The 20,207-nt window shown below is 46.3% G+C and carries 16 protein-coding genes; 10 read left to right on the forward strand and 6 right to left on the reverse strand.

The window, feature by feature from the left end; translation table 11 throughout:
• Together MC7420_RS33360 and MC7420_RS40965 are read left to right on the forward strand one after the other, a co-directional pair.
• A partial coding sequence (locus MC7420_RS33360; RefSeq protein ID WP_232231842.1) for a pentapeptide repeat-containing protein occupies positions 1 to 836 on the forward strand: 836 nt, incomplete at its 5' end.
• 396 nt (positions 837 to 1,232) lie between these two features.
• Complete coding sequence (locus tag MC7420_RS40965; protein ID WP_157453440.1) at positions 1,233 to 1,457, forward strand: hypothetical protein; 225 nt, start codon at positions 1,233 to 1,235, stop codon at positions 1,455 to 1,457.
• On the opposite strand, the gene aroF is transcribed toward MC7420_RS40965, so the two are convergent.
• Positions 1,385 to 2,227 (reverse strand): 3-deoxy-7-phosphoheptulonate synthase, encoded by an 843-nt coding sequence (aroF, locus tag MC7420_RS33365; protein ID WP_006106255.1) that lies wholly within the window; start codon positions 2,225 to 2,227, stop codon positions 1,385 to 1,387. The two genes, MC7420_RS40965 and aroF, sit on opposite strands and share 73 nt — an antisense overlap.
• Before the next feature lie 706 nt (positions 2,228 to 2,933).
• On the opposite strand from aroF, the gene MC7420_RS33375 reads away from it, so the two are divergent.
• From MC7420_RS33375 to MC7420_RS33390, 4 genes are all read left to right on the forward strand, one after another.
• Positions 2,934 to 4,064: a tRNA (guanine-N1)-methyltransferase gene (locus tag MC7420_RS33375; protein WP_006106258.1), complete on the forward strand. Its 1,131-nt coding sequence runs from the start codon at positions 2,934 to 2,936 to the stop codon at positions 4,062 to 4,064.
• A gap of 254 nt (positions 4,065 to 4,318) precedes the next feature.
• The gene (locus MC7420_RS33380) at positions 4,319 to 5,056 is read left to right on the forward strand and encodes a peptidylprolyl isomerase (RefSeq protein WP_006106234.1); all 738 of its coding nucleotides are present in this window, start codon (positions 4,319 to 4,321) and stop codon (positions 5,054 to 5,056) included.
• Between the two features lie 57 nt (positions 5,057 to 5,113).
• Positions 5,114 to 8,164: a peptidase domain-containing ABC transporter gene (locus tag MC7420_RS33385; RefSeq protein ID WP_044211157.1), complete on the forward strand. Its 3,051-nt coding sequence runs from the start codon at positions 5,114 to 5,116 to the stop codon at positions 8,162 to 8,164.
• Positions 8,165 to 8,384: 220 nt separating this feature from the next.
• Positions 8,385 to 9,926 carry an HlyD family efflux transporter periplasmic adaptor subunit gene (locus tag MC7420_RS33390; RefSeq protein ID WP_006106238.1) on the forward strand — a complete coding sequence of 514 codons (1,542 nt, stop codon included), beginning with the start codon at positions 8,385 to 8,387 and terminating at the stop codon, positions 9,924 to 9,926.
• Positions 9,927 to 10,026: 100 nt separating this feature from the next.
• On the opposite strand, the gene MC7420_RS43135 is transcribed toward MC7420_RS33390, so the two are convergent.
• Positions 10,027 to 10,395, reverse strand: a complete 369-nt coding sequence (locus MC7420_RS43135; protein WP_315897244.1) for a toxin-antitoxin system TumE family protein — start codon at positions 10,393 to 10,395, stop codon at positions 10,027 to 10,029.
• 16 nt (positions 10,396 to 10,411) lie between these two features.
• Positions 10,412 to 10,702 (reverse strand): hypothetical protein, encoded by a 291-nt coding sequence (locus MC7420_RS33400; RefSeq protein ID WP_006106246.1) that lies wholly within the window; start codon positions 10,700 to 10,702, stop codon positions 10,412 to 10,414.
• Between the two features lie 261 nt (positions 10,703 to 10,963).
• Here MC7420_RS33400 and MC7420_RS42130 point away from each other — a divergent pair, with 261 nt between their 5' ends.
• Positions 10,964 to 12,820: a protein kinase domain-containing protein gene (locus MC7420_RS42130; RefSeq protein WP_006106259.1), complete on the forward strand. Its 1,857-nt coding sequence runs from the start codon at positions 10,964 to 10,966 to the stop codon at positions 12,818 to 12,820.
• 227 nt (positions 12,821 to 13,047) lie between these two features.
• On the opposite strand, the gene MC7420_RS33410 is transcribed toward MC7420_RS42130, so the two are convergent.
• From MC7420_RS33410 to MC7420_RS33420, 3 genes are all read right to left on the reverse strand, one after another.
• Positions 13,048 to 13,284, reverse strand: a complete 237-nt coding sequence (locus MC7420_RS33410) for a hypothetical protein (protein WP_006106228.1) — start codon at positions 13,282 to 13,284, stop codon at positions 13,048 to 13,050.
• A gap of 199 nt (positions 13,285 to 13,483) precedes the next feature.
• Positions 13,484 to 13,882 carry a hypothetical protein gene (locus tag MC7420_RS33415; protein WP_006106265.1) on the reverse strand — a complete coding sequence of 133 codons (399 nt, stop codon included), beginning with the start codon at positions 13,880 to 13,882 and terminating at the stop codon, positions 13,484 to 13,486.
• A gap of 545 nt (positions 13,883 to 14,427) precedes the next feature.
• Entirely contained in the window at positions 14,428 to 15,294 is an 867-nt protein-coding gene (locus MC7420_RS33420) for a calcium-binding protein (RefSeq protein ID WP_006106242.1), read from the reverse strand.
• Positions 15,295 to 16,016: 722 nt separating this feature from the next.
• On the opposite strand from MC7420_RS33420, the gene MC7420_RS33425 reads away from it, so the two are divergent.
• The 3 genes from MC7420_RS33425 (at position 16,017) to MC7420_RS33435 (ending at position 20,192) form a co-directional block, all read left to right on the forward strand.
• Positions 16,017 to 17,333: an HMA2 domain-containing protein gene (locus MC7420_RS33425; RefSeq protein WP_006106254.1), complete on the forward strand. Its 1,317-nt coding sequence runs from the start codon at positions 16,017 to 16,019 to the stop codon at positions 17,331 to 17,333.
• Positions 17,334 to 17,404: 71 nt separating this feature from the next.
• Complete coding sequence (locus MC7420_RS33430) at positions 17,405 to 19,672, forward strand: heavy metal translocating P-type ATPase (protein ID WP_083799253.1); 2,268 nt, start codon at positions 17,405 to 17,407, stop codon at positions 19,670 to 19,672.
• Positions 19,673 to 19,895: 223 nt separating this feature from the next.
• Positions 19,896 to 20,192 (forward strand): DUF5132 domain-containing protein, encoded by a 297-nt coding sequence (locus MC7420_RS33435; RefSeq protein WP_006106261.1) that lies wholly within the window; start codon positions 19,896 to 19,898, stop codon positions 20,190 to 20,192.
• The last annotated feature ends 15 nt before the right edge of the window (positions 20,193 to 20,207 follow it).

Genomic DNA, 20,207 nt, shown 5'->3' on the forward strand with positions numbered 1-20,207 from the left:
ATCCAATTTCGGTGATTCATCGTTCTCGATTCATGATTCATTCGCACCCGCTCAACTTGACTAACCAAGACTTGCGAAACCGCTCTTTTAAAGGTCAAAACCTCAACGGTGCAGACTTTAGCGGTTCAGATATTCGAGGTTGTGATTTTAGCTATGCTTCATTAAAAGGAGCCAATTTTGAGCGAGTCAAGGTGGGTCAAACACTCAGACAGATCATCTTGGTACTAGGGGTGGCGCTGATAGTGGCATTATTAGCAGTTGATGCGATCGCGCATACAATTTTTGGGGCTTTGGGTCAGATTCTGGGAGGTTCAACTTGGGCTTATATTCTAGCCTTATATATTAGTTTGGGAATGGCTGGGGCAGGTTCGGGAGTTAGGAAGATTACGGTTACCAAGTCTAGCGTCGGACAGATTGCAACCGTGATATCGGGAACAGCATCTGGTGCTTTGCTGAGTTTTTTCTACGCCGGAACCACCACTGACAACAACCCCCAAATCGCTACGGCGGCAGCGGTGTTGGGAGGAATAGTCGCAGCGATTGTGAGTTTCAACGTGAGAAGTCGATTCGTCGCCATTGCGATCACAGTGGCGGGAACTGTCGCGGGGTATGGGTTTGCATTTCTGGGGGGAACGAGTGCGATCGCGTATTTAAGCGTGCAAAAGCTGATGGGAGGAGTTATCTGGAGTTGTTTATCGGTGAGTTTTCTCTGGTTGACAATGCACTCCTTGATCCTCGCGATTCGAGAAATTAAAGAGTTTTCGGGGACATGCTTTAGAGGTGCTAACTTGACGAATGCTGTGTTTGCAGCTAAGTCGCCGAGAAAAAGCGAATAACTCAATTCTTGTCTGGATCAGCAATTTTAGGGGATATGCCAATCAAATAAATAGTTTACCGGAGTATCAGGGGATGGGTTTTTTACCCCGATTGCACCCCCTATCTCTCTTGATGGAAGTTGTCATCTGATTCCTTGACTATCCTAAGCAGTATCTCAGGGGAAATCCCTGTTCATTAAACATCTTTGAGGCTTTAGCTGTTATTCATGCAATATCGAACAACAATAGGGTGGTCGCTTCTTACTTCGGGAATCGTAACCCTCTTACTCAAGAGTTTCCCAGGTAACTCCCTTTGGTGGGGAATTGGTTTTCTCGTTATCGGAACGGTTATACTCTTGGCGCGAAAAGCCAGTTAGTGTTCCTGAAACCTCGCATTATTAGGCAAGATGACTCATTTTGCTCGACCACCAGCGACAAGGGAATCGACCTGACAAACGACAATATCCCGGAACTGTTTCCAAGTCCGGGATGAGGCGATCGCATCAGCCGAAAACTCAATGCGGAAAAATAGCCTTCTGTTGGGTTGGCGCGATCGCGAAAATTAAACCTCAAGCTGACACAGCCGTTAAACTGGCTGGAATTTTTCGCCCGACGGCGGCGGCGATGGGGTGTAAGCTGTGAACCAACTGCACCATATCGTCTAACGATAACGCTTGACGGGCATCCGATACGGATTTTTCCGGTTCGGGATGACACTCGATGATTAATCCATCCGCACCCACGGCGACAGCCGCTTTCGCCAAGGCGGGAATTAATTCCCGTTTGCCTGTGGCATGGGAGGGATCTACAATCACAGGCAATGAAGTCATCTGCTTTAGTGCCACAACTGCCCCCAAATCTAAGACATTTCGGGTATAGGTATCGAAACTCCGAATCCCCCGTTCACACAGTACCACCTGAGAATTCCCATGACTGAGAATATATTCGGCTGCCATAACGAATTCTTCTAGAGTCGCCGCTAATCCCCGCTTCAGCAGAATCGGTTTATCAACTTCACCCAAGGCTTTGAGTAAATCAAAGTTTTGCATATTACGACTGCCCACCTGAAGCATATCAGCATGGGCAGCGACTAACTCGATTTGGGTAATGGACATAACTTCCGTCACCACGGGAATCTGATGACGCGATCGCACCTGGGATAATATTTCTAGTCCCTCTACCCCTAAACCTTGGAACGAGTAAGGAGACGTGCGAGGTTTGAAAGCACCGCCGCGTAACGCCTGAACCGGGGCGCGTTGCAGTTGAGTGGCGACGGTTTCCATCTGTGATCGACTCTCAACCGTACAAGGACCGGCAATTATCACCAATTCCTCACCCCCGAAGGCGATATAATCCGACAGATGAACTAGAGTTTGGCGATCGGATTGAGTGGCAAGTGTAGCATTCAACATCAGACTAATTCCTTTAAACAATGAGTGGACAATAAAAAAACCCGGTTCCTTGCAGGTTCCGGGTTCTGAGAAAATTTAACGCAGCATCACCTACCCGGAACTGCTTCCGAACCAAAAAAAGTAAAACAAGGTAAACCAGTGACTCAGGTAGGTTGTCATTAGATACTCCTTAAAAAACAAAAAGACCGCAGCTTTCGCTCTGCGGTCCACCGGGGAGGTTCCATGAGGAACTCTGCTCACCTCCGGTGAACCTCCGTAAACCAAAAATAAAAGTAGTTGTTGTAGTTGAGCATAGCTGAGGGCTTTTTATGAAACGTTAACGAGATGCCTGTTACTGGACACGATAGCAAGCTGTTGTGGCTAAGTCAATACCTGATCTGGATCAAGTTTCTGTTTTCCACGGGTGTGATCATGCACCTGGGGGAGCTGGGGAAGCAGGGGAAGCAGGGGAAGCGGGGGGAGGATAAAGTTATAGCACTTCTCGATTGGGTGCAATACACCTTGGTAGAGACAGGGTGTGGGGTGTGGGGTGTGGGGTGTAGGGTGTAGGGTGTAGTGCTTTCAAATGAGAACCGCTATATATCTTTGAATGCAACTTGGTATAAAGTACAGTCTATTCAAGCAAGATCCCCGACTTCTTTGAGGAGTCGGGGATCTGTTTACATCACTTATTTGAAAAATAATATAAGACTCAAAAGCGCAAACAATGAACCTAAATTTAACCGAACATACAGAAGGCAAAGCCACATTTAAAATTGGTAATGCGTTTTATCGCCCAGGGACGCAAGTGGTGCGAGATTTAGGGGTTTTAGCTGCAACAATTTATAAGTCTAAAATTGGTCACTTACGAGTAATTGATGCGATGAGTGGCTGTGGAGTGCGTTCTCTACGCTATAGTTTGGAAAGTCAAGCGGATTGGATCTGGGTGAATGAGGGAAATCCTGAGCTGAACCCGATTCTACAGCAAAATTTAGCAGGCGCGATCGCCAGCCATAAAGCTACCCTTACCCATCTCGACGCTAATCAGGTCTTTTTTGAGTGCTATAACCGCCGAGATTACTACGATTTCATTGATGTGGACTGTTTCGGTTCCCCTACTCCCTATCTGGATACCAGCCTCTGGGCGCTGAAACTAGGGGGACTTCTTTATCTCACCAGTACCGATGGGCGTAAACTAACAGGTCATGCTTCAGAAAGCAGTTTGGGGATTTATGGGGCGTATCCCCGCAACCATCCCGCCGCCCAGGAACAAGGATTGCGAGTGGTGATTGGTAAACTCCAACAGCAAGCCATCGCCAAGGGTTTGGGAATTGAGCCGATTTTCTCCCTGTTTACGGGTCAAACCTATCGCCTGATGGTGCGTTTGGTCAAAACCCAGCCGTTGACGCTGCAAAATTACGGGTTTCTGGGTTATTGTCATCACTGTGGCAATTATCAAACTGTTTCCTGGCGTCAATTAGGGCGCGTGGTTTGTGCTTATGACCAAAAATCCCTGACTCTGAGTGGTCCCCTGTGGCTGGGACTGTTGCATAATCAATCTTGGTTAAGACAGATGCAGGGATTAGCTGAAAAGTGGCACTGGTCAAAACGGGTACAACTCCTCAGTCTCATGGAAGCCGAAGCCGATTTCCCGCCCTACTTTTATACCTTGGCGGAAATTGGACGCCGAGGGCGTTTGGATATCCCCAAACGAGAATCTCTGATTCAGGCGTTGCGCGATCGCGGATATTTCGCCTGTGCGACTCATATTACACCGGGAGCGATTAAAACCAATGCCGATATTCACACTTGTATCGCTGTCGCCCTAAATTCTGTACACTGTACTAAGAAATGTTAACAAGCTTCAAACCCTTACGAAGGACGTAGCTTGCTTCTTTTCGGGAGCGAGTAGGGCAATGGCAAATGACGAATTATTACCGTTGCACAAAAAAATTAACCAAATTCTCGCCCCAAGGAAAAATCTTAACTTTCATAAACTTTTAATTCATCGTGGTGCTAGAGTATAACGCTGAGTTGAAGCAAGATGTTATCTTGGAAATCGCCCAGTCCATTACCTATTGAAAACACTACCTTGAGAGGCTTCTCACCACGATGACTGCCATTTTAAAGGTTGGCGACCGAACCATCACGGCTGAAGAAGTAATTCCCCTGTTAGCCAAATATCAATTACTCCCTCAGTTATTGCGAGAAATCATTATTGATCAAGCCATTGCCACCCTAGATTGTACCGACGAAGAAAAAAATGCTGCCTGTGAGCAGTTCTATACTAAAAATCAGCTAACTTCCGAGGAAGAGCGTCAAGCGTGGCGCGATCGCCAAGACTTAAGCTTAGAACAAGTTGAAGAATTAGCGGTTCGGGGACTGAAGCTGGAAAAATTTAAACAGGCGACCTGGGGACATAAGATTGAATCCTATTTCCTCAAGCGCAAAGGACGCTTAGATCGGGTCATTTATTCCCTAATTCGGACAAAGGAGGCGGCGATTGCCCAAGAACTCTATTTTCGTATCCAAGAAGGAGAACAATCGTTTAATGAACTTGCCAGGGATTATTCCCAAGGACCAGAGGCGCAAACAGGCGGATTAGTCGGACCTGTGGAACTGAGTACACCCCACCCCACCTTGGCGCAAATGTTAACCGTTAGCCAACCCGGTCAACTTCTACCCCCTACCCGCTTGGGGGACTGGTTTATCGTCATTCGTTTAGAAAAGTTTTTACCCGTACAACTAGATGATGCCATGCGTCAGCGACTTCTGGATGAAATGTTTACCACCTGGTTAAAAGAACAACTGCGACAACAGATATCCTTAGGTACACCCGTTCAATCCTAAACCCTGTCCAGACGTGCCATGGCACGTCTCTACAATGCTATTTCCAGAGGCTTGCCCATGACCTACACAAAGACAACGATTCAGGATTTTCTGGCAGATATCGTTCCCTTCAATCAACTTGAAGCCTCGACGCTAAACAAGTTGGCGGAAAAAAGTCAACTGCTGCGCTATCGTATGGGTCAACCGATCCTGATGCGAGAAAAAATGCCCTCTCAAATCTCGATTCTCTATGAGGGAAAGGCGCGGCTTTTAAGTTACGAACAAACCACCCAAAAACCCGTCACCCTGGACCTGCTGAAACCGGGCGCAATTCTGGGTTGGGTGAGTCTGATGCGGGGTATCCCTTGTGAAACCGCGATCGCATCGACGGAATCGGTTTGCTTAACCATCCCCACAGGTCAGTTTTTAGCCCTGATGGCACAGGAACCCACCGCTACCGCCGCGTTCCAAAACCAGTGCAGTGTAATCGAAGCCTTCGAGTTAATTGGCGCGGAGTTGGTGCGCCAAGCCAGTGGGATTATGAATCTCAAAGAACTGGCAAAAAACGCTTACCAAGATGCCCAGGTGCGTTACCTCTATCCCATGACAGACGCCACTGAACTCCTGACACCAGATCGGGTGTGGTTTGTCAGTGGCGGGAGTGTCGTCAAAGATTTTCTCGTGGGCAGTCGGCTGACGCCAGAGGCAATTTCTCAGGGATTGGACATCCAAGGATCTACCCCCGCCCGGATTGTCGGCTTTCGCGAATCGGATTTAGTCGGGGAACCTGAAACCGAACCTCCCACTACCCCAGTGACAGTAGTTGGCGAACAAACCCCCCTAACCACCGACGATGACCCCTGGCTGGATGATAACAATGGCAACGAGAGTATCCCCTATGCCCCTGATAAACCGCCAGAAGCCACAGAGGACGTAGATCAAACCTCTGACCAACGCCGCAAATATCCCCATGTTCGAGGGAAAGGACTCCTCGATGGTACCCTAGCCTGTTTCCAAATGCTGAGTAAGCATTTAGAAATGCCTTTTCGCCGCGATGTGATTCGTCGGGTACTTAATGAACAGATGCAGCGCACCGGGGGGCTGTCGTTACCCCTGTGTGGGGCGGTGGCGGATTTAATCGGTTTACATGCCCAATTGGTAAATGTACCGCCCCAATCGATTAGTCGCCTGCAAACCCCCGCCCTGGTTCCTTGGTATGAAGGCTTTGCCGTTCTCTATGAAGCCAAGCCCCGGGAATTGCTGCTGGGCGTGCCAGAATTGGGGATTGTCCGCCGCAAACCTGCTGATTTACTGGATAGTTTACCGAGAAGCGAAGACGGGCAGTCACCGGAAGCGATCCCGGTGCTGCTGGTACAACGGACAAAGCACACGCCGCAACAACGGTTTGGCTTGCAATGGTTTCTCCCGTCTCTGGTACGCTATCGCCGCGTCTTAATTTTGGTGTTTATCGCCTCGTTTTTTGTGCAGCTATTTGGACTGGCGAATCCGTTGATGATCCAAGTGATCATCGATAAGGTGATCGTACAGAACAGTATTGATACGCTGCATGTACTGGGGTTTTTCCTGGTCATTATTGCCGTTTTTGAGGCGCTATTAACCAGTTTCCGGACGTATTTATTTGTGGATACGACGAACCGGATTGACATGCATCTGGGTTCGGAGATTATTGACCACTTAGTCCGCTTACCGTTGCGCTATTTTGAAAAGCGTCCAGTGGGGGAACTGGCGAGTCGAATTAATGAGTTGGAAAATATTCGTCAGTTTCTTACGGGAACGGCGTTGACGGTGGTGTTAGATGCGGTGTTTTCCGTGTTGTACATCGTGGTCATGTTTATTTATAGTTGGGTGCTAACCATTGTCTCATTAGCGATTATTCCCCTGTTTGTGCTGTTAACCGTAATTGTGTCACCGATAGTCCGTCGCCAACTGCGGGTTAAAGCTGAACGGAACGCCCAGACGCAATCCTATTTAGTGGAAGTCATGTCTGGGATTCAAACCGTAAAAGCGCAAAACATCGAGTTGCGAACGCGCTGGCAATGGCAGGAACGCTATGCCCGGTATGTATCGGCAGGGTTTAAGACGGTGCTAACCTCCACAACAGCGGGTTCAGCGAGTAATTTCTTGAATAAACTCTCCGCTTTGTTAGTGCTGTGGGTGGGTGCTTATCTGGTGTTAGATGGGCAGTTAACCCTAGGGCAATTAATCGCTTTCCGAATTATTTCCGGCTATGTTACCAGTCCCCTACTCCGGTTAGCCCAACTGTGGCAGAATTTCCAAGAAACGGCGCTATCTTTAGAACGGTTGAGTGATATTGTAGATAGCCCCCAAGAAGCGGATGAGGCGGATCGCTTAAATATTCCCATGCCTGCGATTAAAGGGGAAGTGGAGTATGAAAATCTCTCCTTCCGCTTTGGCACGAGTGGTCCTTGGCAATTAACCAATATTAACCTGCATTTTCCGGCTGGCGTATTTGTCGGGATTGTCGGTCAAAGTGGTTCGGGTAAGAGTACATTAATGAAACTGTTACCCCGTCTCTATGATGTTGATTCCGGGAGAATTCTAATCGACAACTACGATATCTCCAAAGTTGAACTCTATTCTCTGCGTCGTCAGGTAGGCATTGTACCCCAGGATAGTCTGCTGTTTGATGGTACGGTACAAGATAATATTGCCCTCACCAATCCTGATGCTAGCGCCGAGGAAATTATTGCCGCCGCTAAAGTCGCCGCCGCTCATGATTTTATTATGGGGTTGTCCAGTGGTTACAATACAAGAGTCGGGGAGCGGGGATCATCCCTATCAGGAGGACAACGCCAGCGAATTGCCATTGCCCGCACGGTACTGCAAAATCCGCGACTTTTAATTCTAGACGAAGCCACCAGCGCCCTTGACTATGACACCGAACGGCAAGTTTGTTTAAATTTAATTGAAGCCTTCAAAGGACGCACTGTCTTTTTCATTACCCACCGTTTAACTACCATTCGCAACAGCGACATCATTTTAATGATGGATAAAGGATCAGTCGTTGAACAAGGAACCCATGACGAACTGATGGCACTGCAAGGGCGCTACTACTGCCTCTATCAACAGCAAGACGCTCAACTTTAAGGTATTTGTCTTATGTCCTTTGTTTCTTTTCAAGACCTCAATAAGCTGTCATGCATTTAAATTGGGTATTAGTAGCGAGCAAGATGCTCGCACTACAAGGCTTTCGCCGTTATTGATATTAAGGTTTAAATGCCGAACAGCTTATGACGAAATTGGTTTGAGAGGAAACAGGGACGAATGACCAATGACGAATGACCAATGACGAAGGACTAATTATATCATGAATCAACGCAACGGATCATCCAGCCAACCCCTTGCCACGCGATCGCCCGCACAGTCGGTTAAAACCGCAACCAAAGCCGGAACCACCCGTCGAACCAATCAACCCCCGGAATTTGATCAACCCGTTATCCTGCAACAATCTCCCCTGTGGCCCCGAATGATTGTGGTAGCGATTATTGGGGTGACGACATTAAGCGTCACCTGGGCGTGTTTGGCGAAAATTGAAGAAGCCATTCCCGCCCAAGGCAAACTCGAACCCAAAGCCGCCGTCAAGGAAGTCCAAGCCCCTCAAGGTGGGGTGGTTAAATCGGTGGAGGTTGAAGAAGGCGATCGCGTCGAAAAAGGGGATACCCTACTCACTTTTGACCAAACAGCGGCTCAAGCTCAATTTAAATCCCTCCAGCAAATTCGCGCCGCTTTAATCCAAGAAAATCAATTTTATCAGGCTCAGATGACGGGCAAAGCCGTTCCCATTGACCCCGAAAATCTGCCAGAGAAACTCCCGCCCCAAATTGCCTCACTTACCAAAAATCGGGCGGCTTTAGTGGCAGAAAAGAACTTCTATCAAGCCCAACTCACCGGAAATCCCACGGGTCTAACTTTGGCACAACGGCAACGCTTACAGGCAAGCCAAAACGAGTATAACTCTCGTGTCGCGGCAGCCGATTTAGAAGTCGAACAACTCAACCGACAACTGACTCAAACCCAAATCCAACTGGCTGATGCTGAACAAGTGTTAGCCTTTAACCAACAAATTACCGATCGCCTAGAAAAACTGTGGCGAGAAGGTGCATTCGGCGAACTCCAGTATCTACGTCAGAAACAAGACACCGACAGCAGCGCCGCTGAAGTAGCCCGTTTGAGACAAGAACAGGAACGGTTAGAGAAAGCGATTCAGCAAGCCCAAGAACGCAAACAAAACACCATGGCGCTATCGGAAGAAGAATTGCGAACGCTGATTGCCCAGAACGAACAACGGATCGCTGAAATTGACAGCCAACTCACCAAAATTATTGTTGAAAACCAAAAACGTCTCCAAGAAATCGAAAGTCAACTCAGCCAAATCCAGGTAACGTTAACTAATCAGGAATTACAGGCACCTGAAGGCGGCATCGTGTTTGATCTGCAAGCCAGCCCTGAATTTGTGGCAAACACCAGTGAGCCAGTGCTGAAAATTGTGCCGAATGACACACTCGTTGCCAAAGTTTATATCACTAACCAAGACATTGGTTTTGTCAACGAAGGAATGCCCGTGGATGTCAGGGTTGATTCCTTTCCCTATAGCGAATTTGGGGATGTCAAAGGCGAGTTAGTCCAGATTGGTTCTGATGCTTTACCGCCCAATGAAGTCTACCCCTTCTATCGTTTTCCCGCCGAAATTCGCATGGATAGACAAACCATATCTGTCAATGGAAAAGAAATTCCCTTACAATCGGGGATGTCAATCAGCGCTAATATTAAAGTCCGCAAGCGCCCTGTAATTAGTATCTTCAGCGACTTGTTTATGCGGAAAATTGATAGTATCAAAACGGTAAGGTAGTCGTTTGTCGGGGTGAGCCAAAACTCTGTAGAGACGTTGCATGCAACGTCTCTACAATCTGTCTGTAAACATAACAGGGTTATGGATACAAAATTTGGTATCATGGGTTTTGTTGATGTATTATTTTTTCAACTTCCTTAAGCACCTCAGTTAAAAGTGGAGCATCTGATGTAATAACATTATCCTCGCTGCCATCATGTTTATGATGGGGAAAAGTAGAAAGATTTAATTTTCGGTGGTGTTCTGTATTGTCATAGCGAAAAATTAAATTATTTACTGAATCTATATATTGATAACTATACATTTTTCTATTCAGATAAATTTCTACATAGACAAATTCTCGAAAATGCAGTGATGAATTATCATTGAAGTCAATTTTTCCTCTAATAAAACCTTCATATATTCCTCTTTTGTCTCGTTCAAGATTAAATAATTGTACGATTGAAGAGGATTCAATTAAAAGCTGAATTTGCTAAAAATACTCTTCAATCAACAAAATCAATTTCCTCTATAGACTCTTTGGTTTTTTGTAGATGTGTCAACATTCGAGATTCTCCAATCCATTCATCAAAGTCAAAATCATGGGCGAATTCATCATTATTAAATCGGGTGATAAATTCCTCTGTCGATAATTGATACTTGGTTTCAAATGCTTGAAGACGTTCTTGTGTTTTTTTTATGCCTGCGTTAATGCTATGTAATCTTTCCGACAAAGCACTTTGAATAATTTGTCTGAGAGAATCTGGATCTTTTGATCTAAGTTTGAGTTCAGCCATCCTCTTTTGTTTAGATTTTGAAGGAGTTGTTTAATTGTATCGTAGTGCGATCGCGATTTTTGAGCCACCCTGCTTATGTACAATCGATGAAACTTATCTCATTGATGTGGCTCAACCCGCCCCGACTCAATTCAATCGGTTATCCCTAGCGCTAGTATGAAAGGCAGAGCCTCCCTAAAAGCATTCCCTTCTCAAGCCTGGAAACGAGGCGACGAGGCTACGGAGAGCTTCCCTGTTCCCTGTTCCCTGTTCCCTTAACGCATGAGTTACTGCATCAACCTCACCTGTCAATCTCCCCAAAACCAGAATGGGAGTAGGGTTTGCCAAAACTGTGGAGCAAAATTACGACTAGGCGATCGCTATACACCTATTCGCCAAATTGGTCAAGGGGGGTTTGGGAGAACCTTCTTGGCGGTGGATGAATATAAACCCTCGAAACCCCATTGTGTAATTAAACAGGTTTTTCCTCATATTCACGGAAGTCAAAACCAACAAAAAGTAGCAGAACTCTTTGAACAAGAAGCCGTGCGCTTGGATGAATTAGGCAAACATCCCCAAATTCCAGAACTCTTGGCACATTTTGAAGCAGAGGGTTGTCAATATTTGGTGCAAGAGTTTATTCAGGGACAGACTTTAGCTGAAAAACTGGCTCAAGAGGGTAGTTTTGATGACACTCAAATTATTAACCTGTTGCAGGATTTATTACCCGTCTTACAATTTATCCACAACCAACAGGTGATTCATCGAGATATTAAACCCGAAAATATTATTCAACGTATTCCATCTTCTCCGTCTCAACTGACTCAAATTTCAGTAACCTCTCAGACAGAATCAGTCACCTCTCTCCCGACTTCTGCCCCCAAACTGGTACTGGTCGATTTTGGTGCCTCTAAGTTTTCCCCTAGAACCGCCCTATCGGTTACCGGAACCGTGATTGGTAGTGTCGGCTATACCGCCCCGGAACAAGCCGCCGGGAAAGCCGTATTTGCTAGCGATATCTATAGTTTAGGTGTAACTTGTATTCATCTTTTAACCAAAACTGATCCCTTTGATCTTTATTCATTCGATGACGGGGTTTGGGTATGGCGAGATATTCTTAACCATCCAATTAGCGAACGGTTAGGTCGCATTCTGGATAAAATGTTGCAAGGTGCGACAAAGCAACGTTATCAGTCAGCGACAGAAGTCCTCCATGACTTAGAGGCGGTGACAAATCCGCCTTCATTATCTCTGTCTAAAACACCTTCCTTACTTCCAATAAAAAAAGAACTGATTGTCGCTAAACTGGGTGAGGCGAATTATCGACGTATTCGGGATGCGATTAAACAGGCGGAACCTCAGACGCGAATTGTCGTGCGTCCCGGTTTCTATCAGGAAAGTTTAGTAATTGATAAGGACGTGGAGATTGTGGGACAGGGACAACCAGAGGATATTATTATCGAAAGTCGATACCAACCTTGTCTGCAAATTCAGACCGAACAAGCCGCTGTTCGCGGGTTAACCCTGCGTCATCAAGATTGGTTTAACGTACAACAGGCAAATGGGATTGGGCGTTTGGTGAGTGAACCCCTACTGAAGCCTTATGCCATTGATATTCCTCAAGGGCAATTAATTTTAGAGGACTGTACGATTATATCCAACGGTATTGCCTGTATCTATATTCATGGCGCGATCGCGAATCCCAAAATCCGCCATTGTCAGATCCAGGGAGGGGCAATGTATGGGATTTTGGTGAGTCAGAATGGTCAGGGATTAATAGAACACTGTACCCTATCAGATCATAATACGGGTGTGTATATTCTTAAAGGCAGTCATCCCACGCTACAGCACTGCAAAATTTATAGAATGCAGCAGGATGGCGTATTTATTGGTTCGGATTGTAAAGTGACGTTAGCCGCCTGCGATATTGGCGCAAATGGGGGAGTTGGCGTCACAATTAAAAAAGAGGGTAATGCTAAGATTTGGCAATGTCAGATTAATCGGAATCAGGCACAAGGAATTTATATAGAATCCAATGGTGCCGGTCCGATTGAGGCGTGCGATTTGAGTGGGAATCGGGGTGGGGCTTGGTATATTGCGCCCCAGTGTTCGGTAAATCGGCATGGGAATCGAGAATAGAAAACGCGCCATATTCATGCAGCAAGCCCTACATAAAGACAACGGTAGGGGCGACCCGCCGCATTCAATTCACACCGCCCAGCCCTTAATGCGATCGGGTCGCCCTGGGCTGAGTATCGGGAATGATCAGAAACCACGTACCGTTATAAAAGGGCGAGTCGAGATAGGTTAATTCTCACACAGGCTACGATATGCAGCGACTCGCCCCTACAACCGCGATAATTCCTCTAACTTTCGTAAGCACGCCCACCTCTCGACAGCGCTGTTGCCAAGGCGATTCCGGGTAAGGTGATCACGATAGCCCAAGGCGATCGCAACCAGTCTAGTTGTGCTTCTTTTTGCTGATAAGACTCAGACTGCTTATACATACAGGGTTGAGCGGAACTGGCTGAACCTAGCACTACACCCGTTGCGATCGCGCTCGTCGCCAAAATAGCGGTTATAACTAATTTAGGTTTCATCATCTTTAATAAATCTTAAAGGAGTTGGCTGGAATCCGTATTCGCACCCAGCTTGTCTAGATTTTATATCATGTCAGGCTATTGCAAGTTCTGTTGTTAACCCTCCCCTTGACAAGGGGAGGGTTAGGGAGGGGTTCAATCAAGGCAAGGTATGGTGGATTTTTGACCAATGGCAAGCCATGTACCCCTACCTCGATTGGTGTTATCTATGAACCGATGCAGATGGGTTGATCAGTGTATAGGTGACTTCTGTAATCCGGTGAACACTATTGATCTGAATGCCGAGATTCAACAGAATTTCCCAACCTTCACCTAAAAGATTCAGTCCCAATAATTTTCCTTGCTCAAAGCATAGGCTATGTTCTTGGAAATTATTTAATTTGATGACGTTCCCATTCCAGACTAAAGACTCTAAAAGTACGGACTCCGTATTATTCCCATTCAGGAAATGACCAGAGCAGCTAAATGTACCTCTGCCAACTCCATGCACTTGAAACTCATAACAGAGGGAGTCATCTAAACCTGACTTGGCAGTAACTTTGGCTAAGGGTTGGGAAGCAGCCGGGGCAGCAAGGGAAACGGTTGAGTAATTGTGATTCATTGGAAGTCTATAGGTAAAGGACAATCCTCGTGTTTCAGATAACACCCCGTCAATATTTGAGTATTTACTATCGTATGTATTGCGCTTAATTAATATTTATAACATTTCGTTTACAATCTGTCTAGTCTTCTCATGAAAATTGCTGAAAATCTTCAGGTTATCAGTGAATTAATTAATTTTTAATTGTAGAATTAAGCTTTGGTAAATTTATTGGCTTTAGTATATTAAAAAAGGTAAATTTAAGCGGCAACGGTTTATTTAGAAGCGTAATGCGCTAATCTGAATGAAGAGTGTACATGCAACCTACTTCCACCCAGCGATCTCTCACGCTTGGGTTTCTTGAGTACCACTTGGCGTCATTGGGGCGTCATTGGGGCGTCATGGGGCGCGATCGCGAGATGTCCGATTCATATTCTAATTTTTGTAGGTATCAAAATATACCTGTAGAGACGTTGCCTGCAACGTCTCTACAAGGTTGGCATAAAATGGGGATCGTCAACCCGGAACCTGGATTTGGTATGATGACCTATGATCGCTGGACAGGATTAACTGGAAAACATAGTAAGTTCCGCGCCAAAAATATTAGTGGAATGAGCCGCTACAGTCTGAACATCAACATTATGCAGCGTTGCCATAATCGCATAATTACCTAAACCGATCATTGTGTCATTGCCTTGTCCGATCAAAACTACGCCGCTTAGATTGGAGAGTCCCAAGTCAATTTGGTCTTGATAGGGGTTAAAGTTATTAATCTCACTAGATCCCCACATTTCTAAGCTAATGGTATCCTGTCCACCACCCAGCCAGATTTGATTTTGACCTCTACCTGCATTAATTAAATCATCACCTGAACCACTGTAAATAATGTCATTTCCATCTCCGGTACTAATCGTGTTTACCCCTTCACCAGCGTAAATGGTATCATCACCAGAACCCGTGGTAATCGTATCATTTCCAGATCCACTGTAAATCAAATTGTCACCATCTCCAGCATCAATTATATTGACCCCTTCATTGGCATAAATGGTGTCATTGCCATTCCCAGCCTTAATTGTATCAGCAGCCGAACCGCCATAAATCAGATTATTGCCATCTCCAGCATCAATGACATTCAACCCTTCATTGGCATAGATGGTGTCATTGCCATTCCCAGCCCTAATTGTATCAGCAGCCGAACCGCCATAAATCAGATTATTGCCATCTCCAGCATCAATGACATTCAACCCTTCATTGGCATAGATGGTGTCATTGCCATCTCCAGCCGTAATTGTATCAGCAGCCGAACCGCCATAAATCAGATTATCACCATATATCGCAATAATCCTATTGATTCCTTCACCACCAAAAATGACATCATCACTTGATGTGCCTTCTAGCCAATCATCACCAACTGTTCCAAAAATGTAATTCATCGACTTGCTCCAAATGTGATTGTATGATATTGGATTATCTCTTGGATATGTATGCTAAGACGGCAACTTTCCACCCATGCATTAAATTAAATCTTGCGACAATAAAATCGCATTAACCCTCTTTTTGAATGCAATATTTTCTAGCCAGAGGAAAATTGTTTTCAATTTTATTTTATAAAGTTTTGTCTTGTTTTTTATAAAGTTTTAATAAAGAAATCATCAGGGGTTTATGAAGTTTTGGTCAAGACGCAACCTAACTGATAGGCATTCCCCTGTCCAGCAATGTTCTCTTGACTCCGAAATGCTGCTGTAATCAGCGGTTCGGCATTTAAGCCTTAATGGTATTAAGGGCGAAATCACGTTCAGTGCGAGCGTCTCGTTCGCTACTCATCCCTAAATTAAATCCATGACAGCTAATCAAGTTTGTCTAAGTAGCCGGACAACATTACAGTTGACGGTTGAGATGGGAAAGGAATGGGAAGGAACAGTCAGACAGATAATGTATAGCAGAATACAAAGATTCGATCAGTCAAAATCTTAAGCAAAAATTCAACAAATGTATTCCTGTATACATAGAGTATAAGATTAGGTTAAGAGATTCTCTCACATTCATAATATTTTTTTCAGATAAAAAATTACAGATAGGGTGTATGCTTAGATATGGAGGTTAACCTGTTCTTAACCAGAGAAACTCCACACTACTGTTACGAGGGTCAATGCCAATGGTTGGTGTGGTTTCACCTCGCCCAGATCGGCAGGTCGAAATTTTACATGTTGTTCCAGGTCGTCTAAGACTCCGAGTCTTAGGAGAGGAACCGGGAACCGTATTAAAAGCGGTTACGCCCCAGCTACGAAAGTGGGTCGGCGTGCGAGAGATACGAACCAATGAGCAAATTGGAAGTTTACTCATTACCTTTGATACGAATCAGTTATCTCTAGCTCAACTATTTCAGATTCTGGGTAATTTAGGACTTGGCGAAATTGAACAGCCTCAGAGTCAGGAACCTTTAGACGCAGAGGCTTGGAAAAGATCAGGAACTCAGCTTATATCCTTTATTCCCTTATTAATTGGACTGTTAACGACAAGGCAACTAGGACTGCAAGGATGGCGGTCAATTCTGGTCTATTTACTGACAGCGAATGTCGTTCGCCAGATTATGCAGAATTTGGATTGGTTAGAAGACACAGGACAGAAGGAAGGTGACAAGGCGGACGAAAATAATGTCAATTTAGACGGAAAGGTTCTTGCGAATTCTACACCTTATGAGCAAAATAATAAGCCGCCAACAGTCGCATTCAATACCGATTCATCGGTTATCTATGGCTTAGTTCATACAGTTCCTGGACGGATGCGTTTTCGTGTTCCTAAAGTTACCGAAGATTCAGCCTATCTGCGCCGATTGCAATCCTTAGTTAAAAGAGATGATTGGATTACCCAGATGCGCTGCAACAGCACCGTCGCATCGGTGGTGATCACCTACAACCCAATGCAGTTTTCCGAAGCGGAAGCTGGGTTACATTTCATTAGTCTGATTCAAATCGCTGCTAATCCTGACTCCAGGGAGCCGGGAAGCGGAGGCGCCGGGGAGCGGAGGAGCAGAGGAGCGGAGGATGTAGAGACGAGTCATGACACATCTGAGAACCCAGTTGTCGGGGTGGGTGTTACCGATAACATTGAAGAGAAAACGGATAACTTGACTCAACCTGTCCTTCCAGAGGAACCCAGGCGTGGGGAAGCTGAGGAGATAGCCGAGCCGGATTTGCCGCCACCGGAGACAAGTTCAGCCGAGGCGAATTCGTTGACTCCTCCGGTGCAGGTAGAAGAAGAGGATCACAGCAGTGAGGAGGCTGGGGAGAGTCCTGTTGATCAGGATGTACAACCAACCAACACCGATGATTCTGTTGCTGATAAACCAGAACCAACGGAAGACGCTCAAGCCGCGATCGCAAACTCAGTGAGTCCTTGGTTGGAATTTAAGTCAGCAGCGCTTTCCACCCTTCTCAGATTGATGGCAAAAATGCCAATCGTAGGCGTTTAATCCCAGTTGCGATCGCTCCCGATATTGCTCACCAAAATAAATTGTATTGACAGAAAGAGAGGGTGGTGAAAATGAAGCAAGTGCTTTTGACATCTGGCAATGTTTCCCAGAAACAGACAGCCGCCATGGAACGTAAATCGCCAACTGTGATTGAGCGAACCAAGCCAAAAACACGACAGTTTCAGGTAACCTATCGAGTGGTTCACTCAACACCTGGACGAGTGCGGTTTCGGATTCCGCGCATTGCTCATGATTCTAACTATGCTCAACGGCTGCAAAGGCTTTTAGCCGCAGAACCTCAAGTGACATCGGTGCGGTTAAAACCAGCCGCCGCATCGGTGGTGATTCGTTATCTACCCAGTGAACCGGATAGCCAGATGCGTTCCCGGTTAGGGAAACTGATTCAGCTTGCTACCAATGCAGCGCTAACGATTCCAGAGAATACAACTCAGGTAGAGAAGTCACCGGAACCCGGAAATTGGTCTAGATTAAAATTACCGACGTTAGCCACAGTGATTTCTCTGGTTAGTGGTCCGTTGGGGTTATCGTTCCATCCTTTAATTGTCGGTGGGACGATCGCACTAGCAACAATCCCAGTCGCTCGACGGGCGATGGAAAGTATTATAGGGGAACGCCGCCTCAATGTGGATTTTCTGGATCTAGCCGCGATTACGATTATTACTGCTCAACGTCATTTCCTCACCTCCTGTAGTATGTTGGGGCTAATTGAACTGGGTGAGGCAATTCGAGAACGCACGGCGCGTTCGTCTCACAGTCAAACCCTAGACTTACTCAGTTCCTTGGCAAAGTTTGTTTGGGTGGAACGGAATGGCGAAAAACAGCAAATTCCGATTGAACAGGTACAGCCAGAGGATACGGTGATTGTCTATCCGGGGAATCAGATTCCCGTGGATGGGCAGATTCTGCAAGGCAAAGCCCTGATTGATGAGCAAAAACTCACGGGTGAAGCTATGCCCGTGGTACGAAGTGAGGGCGATAGCGTTTATGCGTCTACGTTGGTACGGGAAGGACAACTGTATATTTTAGCTGAACGTATTGGTGCGGATACGCTGGCGGGGCGAACCCTGAAATTACTGCAAGATGCCCCGGTTCATGATACCCGTGTGGAAAACTATGCGGCGAAAATTGCCGATCGCATGGTACTGCCGACTTTATTATTAGGGGGGGCTATCTTTGCTCTAACTCGGAATGCAGCGAGGGCGGCGTCGATTTTAACCATTGACTTTGCGACTGGGATTCGGGTATCGGTACCCACTACCGTGATGGCGGCGATGTTGAGTGCAGCCCGTCAGGGGATTTTATTGCGGAGTGGGCGGGCGTTAGAACAGTTAGCGCGAGTGGATGCGATCGTTTTTGATAAGACAGGGACATTGACACAGGGCGATGTGGCAATGATTGGGATTAAAACCGCTGATCCCGCCATTTCTGAATTAGATGTGCTGCGACTTGCAGCAGCAGCAGAACAACGGATTACCCACCCGGTTGCGGAAGCGGTGATCCGTTACGCCAATTATCAGGAGGTGATTATACCCCAGCGCGGTGAGTGGGATTACCAAGTCGGTTTAGGGATTCAGGCGCAAATTGAAGGACAGACGGTGTTAGTGGGGAGCGAACGCTTCTTGGTGAAAGAGGGAATTGACCTAGAGTCATTCTATACCGCCCATCCTGAGGTGAAGACAACCGGATATCCAACCATTTATGTGGCAAGTAATGGCAGACTTCTGGGTATATTGCAATATACCGATCCCTTGCGCCCCGAAAGTGCCGAAGTGATTGCCATGTTGCGAGATGAGATTGGGGCGGAAATTCATATCCTAACTGGGGATAATTGTCAACGGGCGGCGACTGTGGCGGCTCAATTAAATATTCCTCCCAGTCATACCCACGCCGAAGCCTTCCCCCAACGTAAAGCGGAAGTGGTGCAGCAGTTACATGAAGCGGGGAAAACGGTGGCGTTTGTTGGGGATGGACTGAATGATTCAGCCGCGTTAGCTTATGCTGATGTATCGGTATCCTTCCGGGATGGATCAGATATTGCCCGCGAAACCGCTGATGTGGTGCTGATGCAGAATAACTTGCGCGGTTTAGTGGAAGCGATTGCGATCGCCCGGAATGCTAAACAGATTATCCGCCAGAATACCAATATTGTCGCTGTACCTAATTTATCGGGTTTAGCGATCGCGGCGACGGTGGGATTAAATCCAATGACAGCAACTTTAATTAACAATGGCTCTAGTGTCATTGCTGGCGTCAACGGATTACGCCCTGCACTCAAGGGAGATAAAGCGGCGATTGAGGTTGAAGTTGCTAGCGATTAATTGGAGTTTTTCCGACTGTAGGGGCGGGTTTCATTATTATCTGATGTTGTCACCCGGATGTGACTAAACCCGCCCCATCTCCCCTGATTCCGTAGAAGGGCGGGTTTAGTTAAGTTAGAGACACGACAGAACGTTATCGGTAAAACCCGCCCCTACAACCAGGTTTCCCTGTTTCCCTGTTATCTCAACCTAAAAGTTTTCAATCTACGTTTGGAGGTGTTTTATGAGTTTATTTGATCTCGAAGATTTAGTCGAAGACATTGGTATTCCCGGTGTTCTTATCGGTGTTGGTGCGGTTGTTCTTGCACCGATTTTTGGTCCGGCGTTGGCGAAAGCAGGCAAACCTGTTGCTAAAGCGGCGATTAAAGGTGGCATTGTCTTCTATGAAAAGAGCAAAATTGTCATGGCAGAAGCTGGCGAAGCCTTTGGCGATTTAGTCGCCCAGAGTAAGGCAGAACTGGCGACTGAATTAGACGAGAATAGCATTGTCAAAGTGTCTAATCATCCGGAAACGAACTAACCCTGTATCCCTAGG

Source organism: Coleofasciculus chthonoplastes PCC 7420, from assembly GCF_000155555.1.
Classification (GTDB): domain Bacteria; phylum Cyanobacteriota; class Cyanobacteriia; order Cyanobacteriales; family Coleofasciculaceae; genus Coleofasciculus; species Coleofasciculus chthonoplastes_A.

Excerpts from the sequence above, each read along its gene's own strand:
- MC7420_RS33410 (WP_006106228.1), bottom strand. The coding sequence starts at position 13,284 with ATGATGAAACCTAAATTAGTTATAACCGCTATTTTGGCGACGAGCGCG.
- MC7420_RS33385 (WP_044211157.1), top strand. The coding sequence starts at position 5,114 with ATGACCTACACAAAGACAACGATTCAGGATTTTCTGGCAGATATCGTT.
- MC7420_RS33420 (WP_006106242.1), bottom strand. The coding sequence starts at position 15,294 with ATGAATTACATTTTTGGAACAGTTGGTGATGATTGGCTAGAAGGCACA.
- aroF (WP_006106255.1), bottom strand. The coding sequence starts at position 2,227 with ATGTTGAATGCTACACTTGCCACTCAATCCGATCGCCAAACTCTAGTT.
- MC7420_RS42130 (WP_006106259.1), top strand. The coding sequence starts at position 10,964 with ATGAGTTACTGCATCAACCTCACCTGTCAATCTCCCCAAAACCAGAAT.
- MC7420_RS33400 (WP_006106246.1), bottom strand. The coding sequence starts at position 10,702 with ATGGCTGAACTCAAACTTAGATCAAAAGATCCAGATTCTCTCAGACAA.
- MC7420_RS33415 (WP_006106265.1), bottom strand. The coding sequence starts at position 13,882 with ATGAATCACAATTACTCAACCGTTTCCCTTGCTGCCCCGGCTGCTTCC.
- MC7420_RS33435 (WP_006106261.1), top strand. The coding sequence starts at position 19,896 with ATGAGTTTATTTGATCTCGAAGATTTAGTCGAAGACATTGGTATTCCC.
- MC7420_RS33390 (WP_006106238.1), top strand. The coding sequence starts at position 8,385 with ATGAATCAACGCAACGGATCATCCAGCCAACCCCTTGCCACGCGATCG.
- MC7420_RS33380 (WP_006106234.1), top strand. The coding sequence starts at position 4,319 with ATGACTGCCATTTTAAAGGTTGGCGACCGAACCATCACGGCTGAAGAA.
- MC7420_RS33375 (WP_006106258.1), top strand. The coding sequence starts at position 2,934 with ATGAACCTAAATTTAACCGAACATACAGAAGGCAAAGCCACATTTAAA.
- MC7420_RS33430 (WP_083799253.1), top strand. The coding sequence starts at position 17,405 with ATGAAGCAAGTGCTTTTGACATCTGGCAATGTTTCCCAGAAACAGACA.
- MC7420_RS33425 (WP_006106254.1), top strand. The coding sequence starts at position 16,017 with ATGGTTGGTGTGGTTTCACCTCGCCCAGATCGGCAGGTCGAAATTTTA.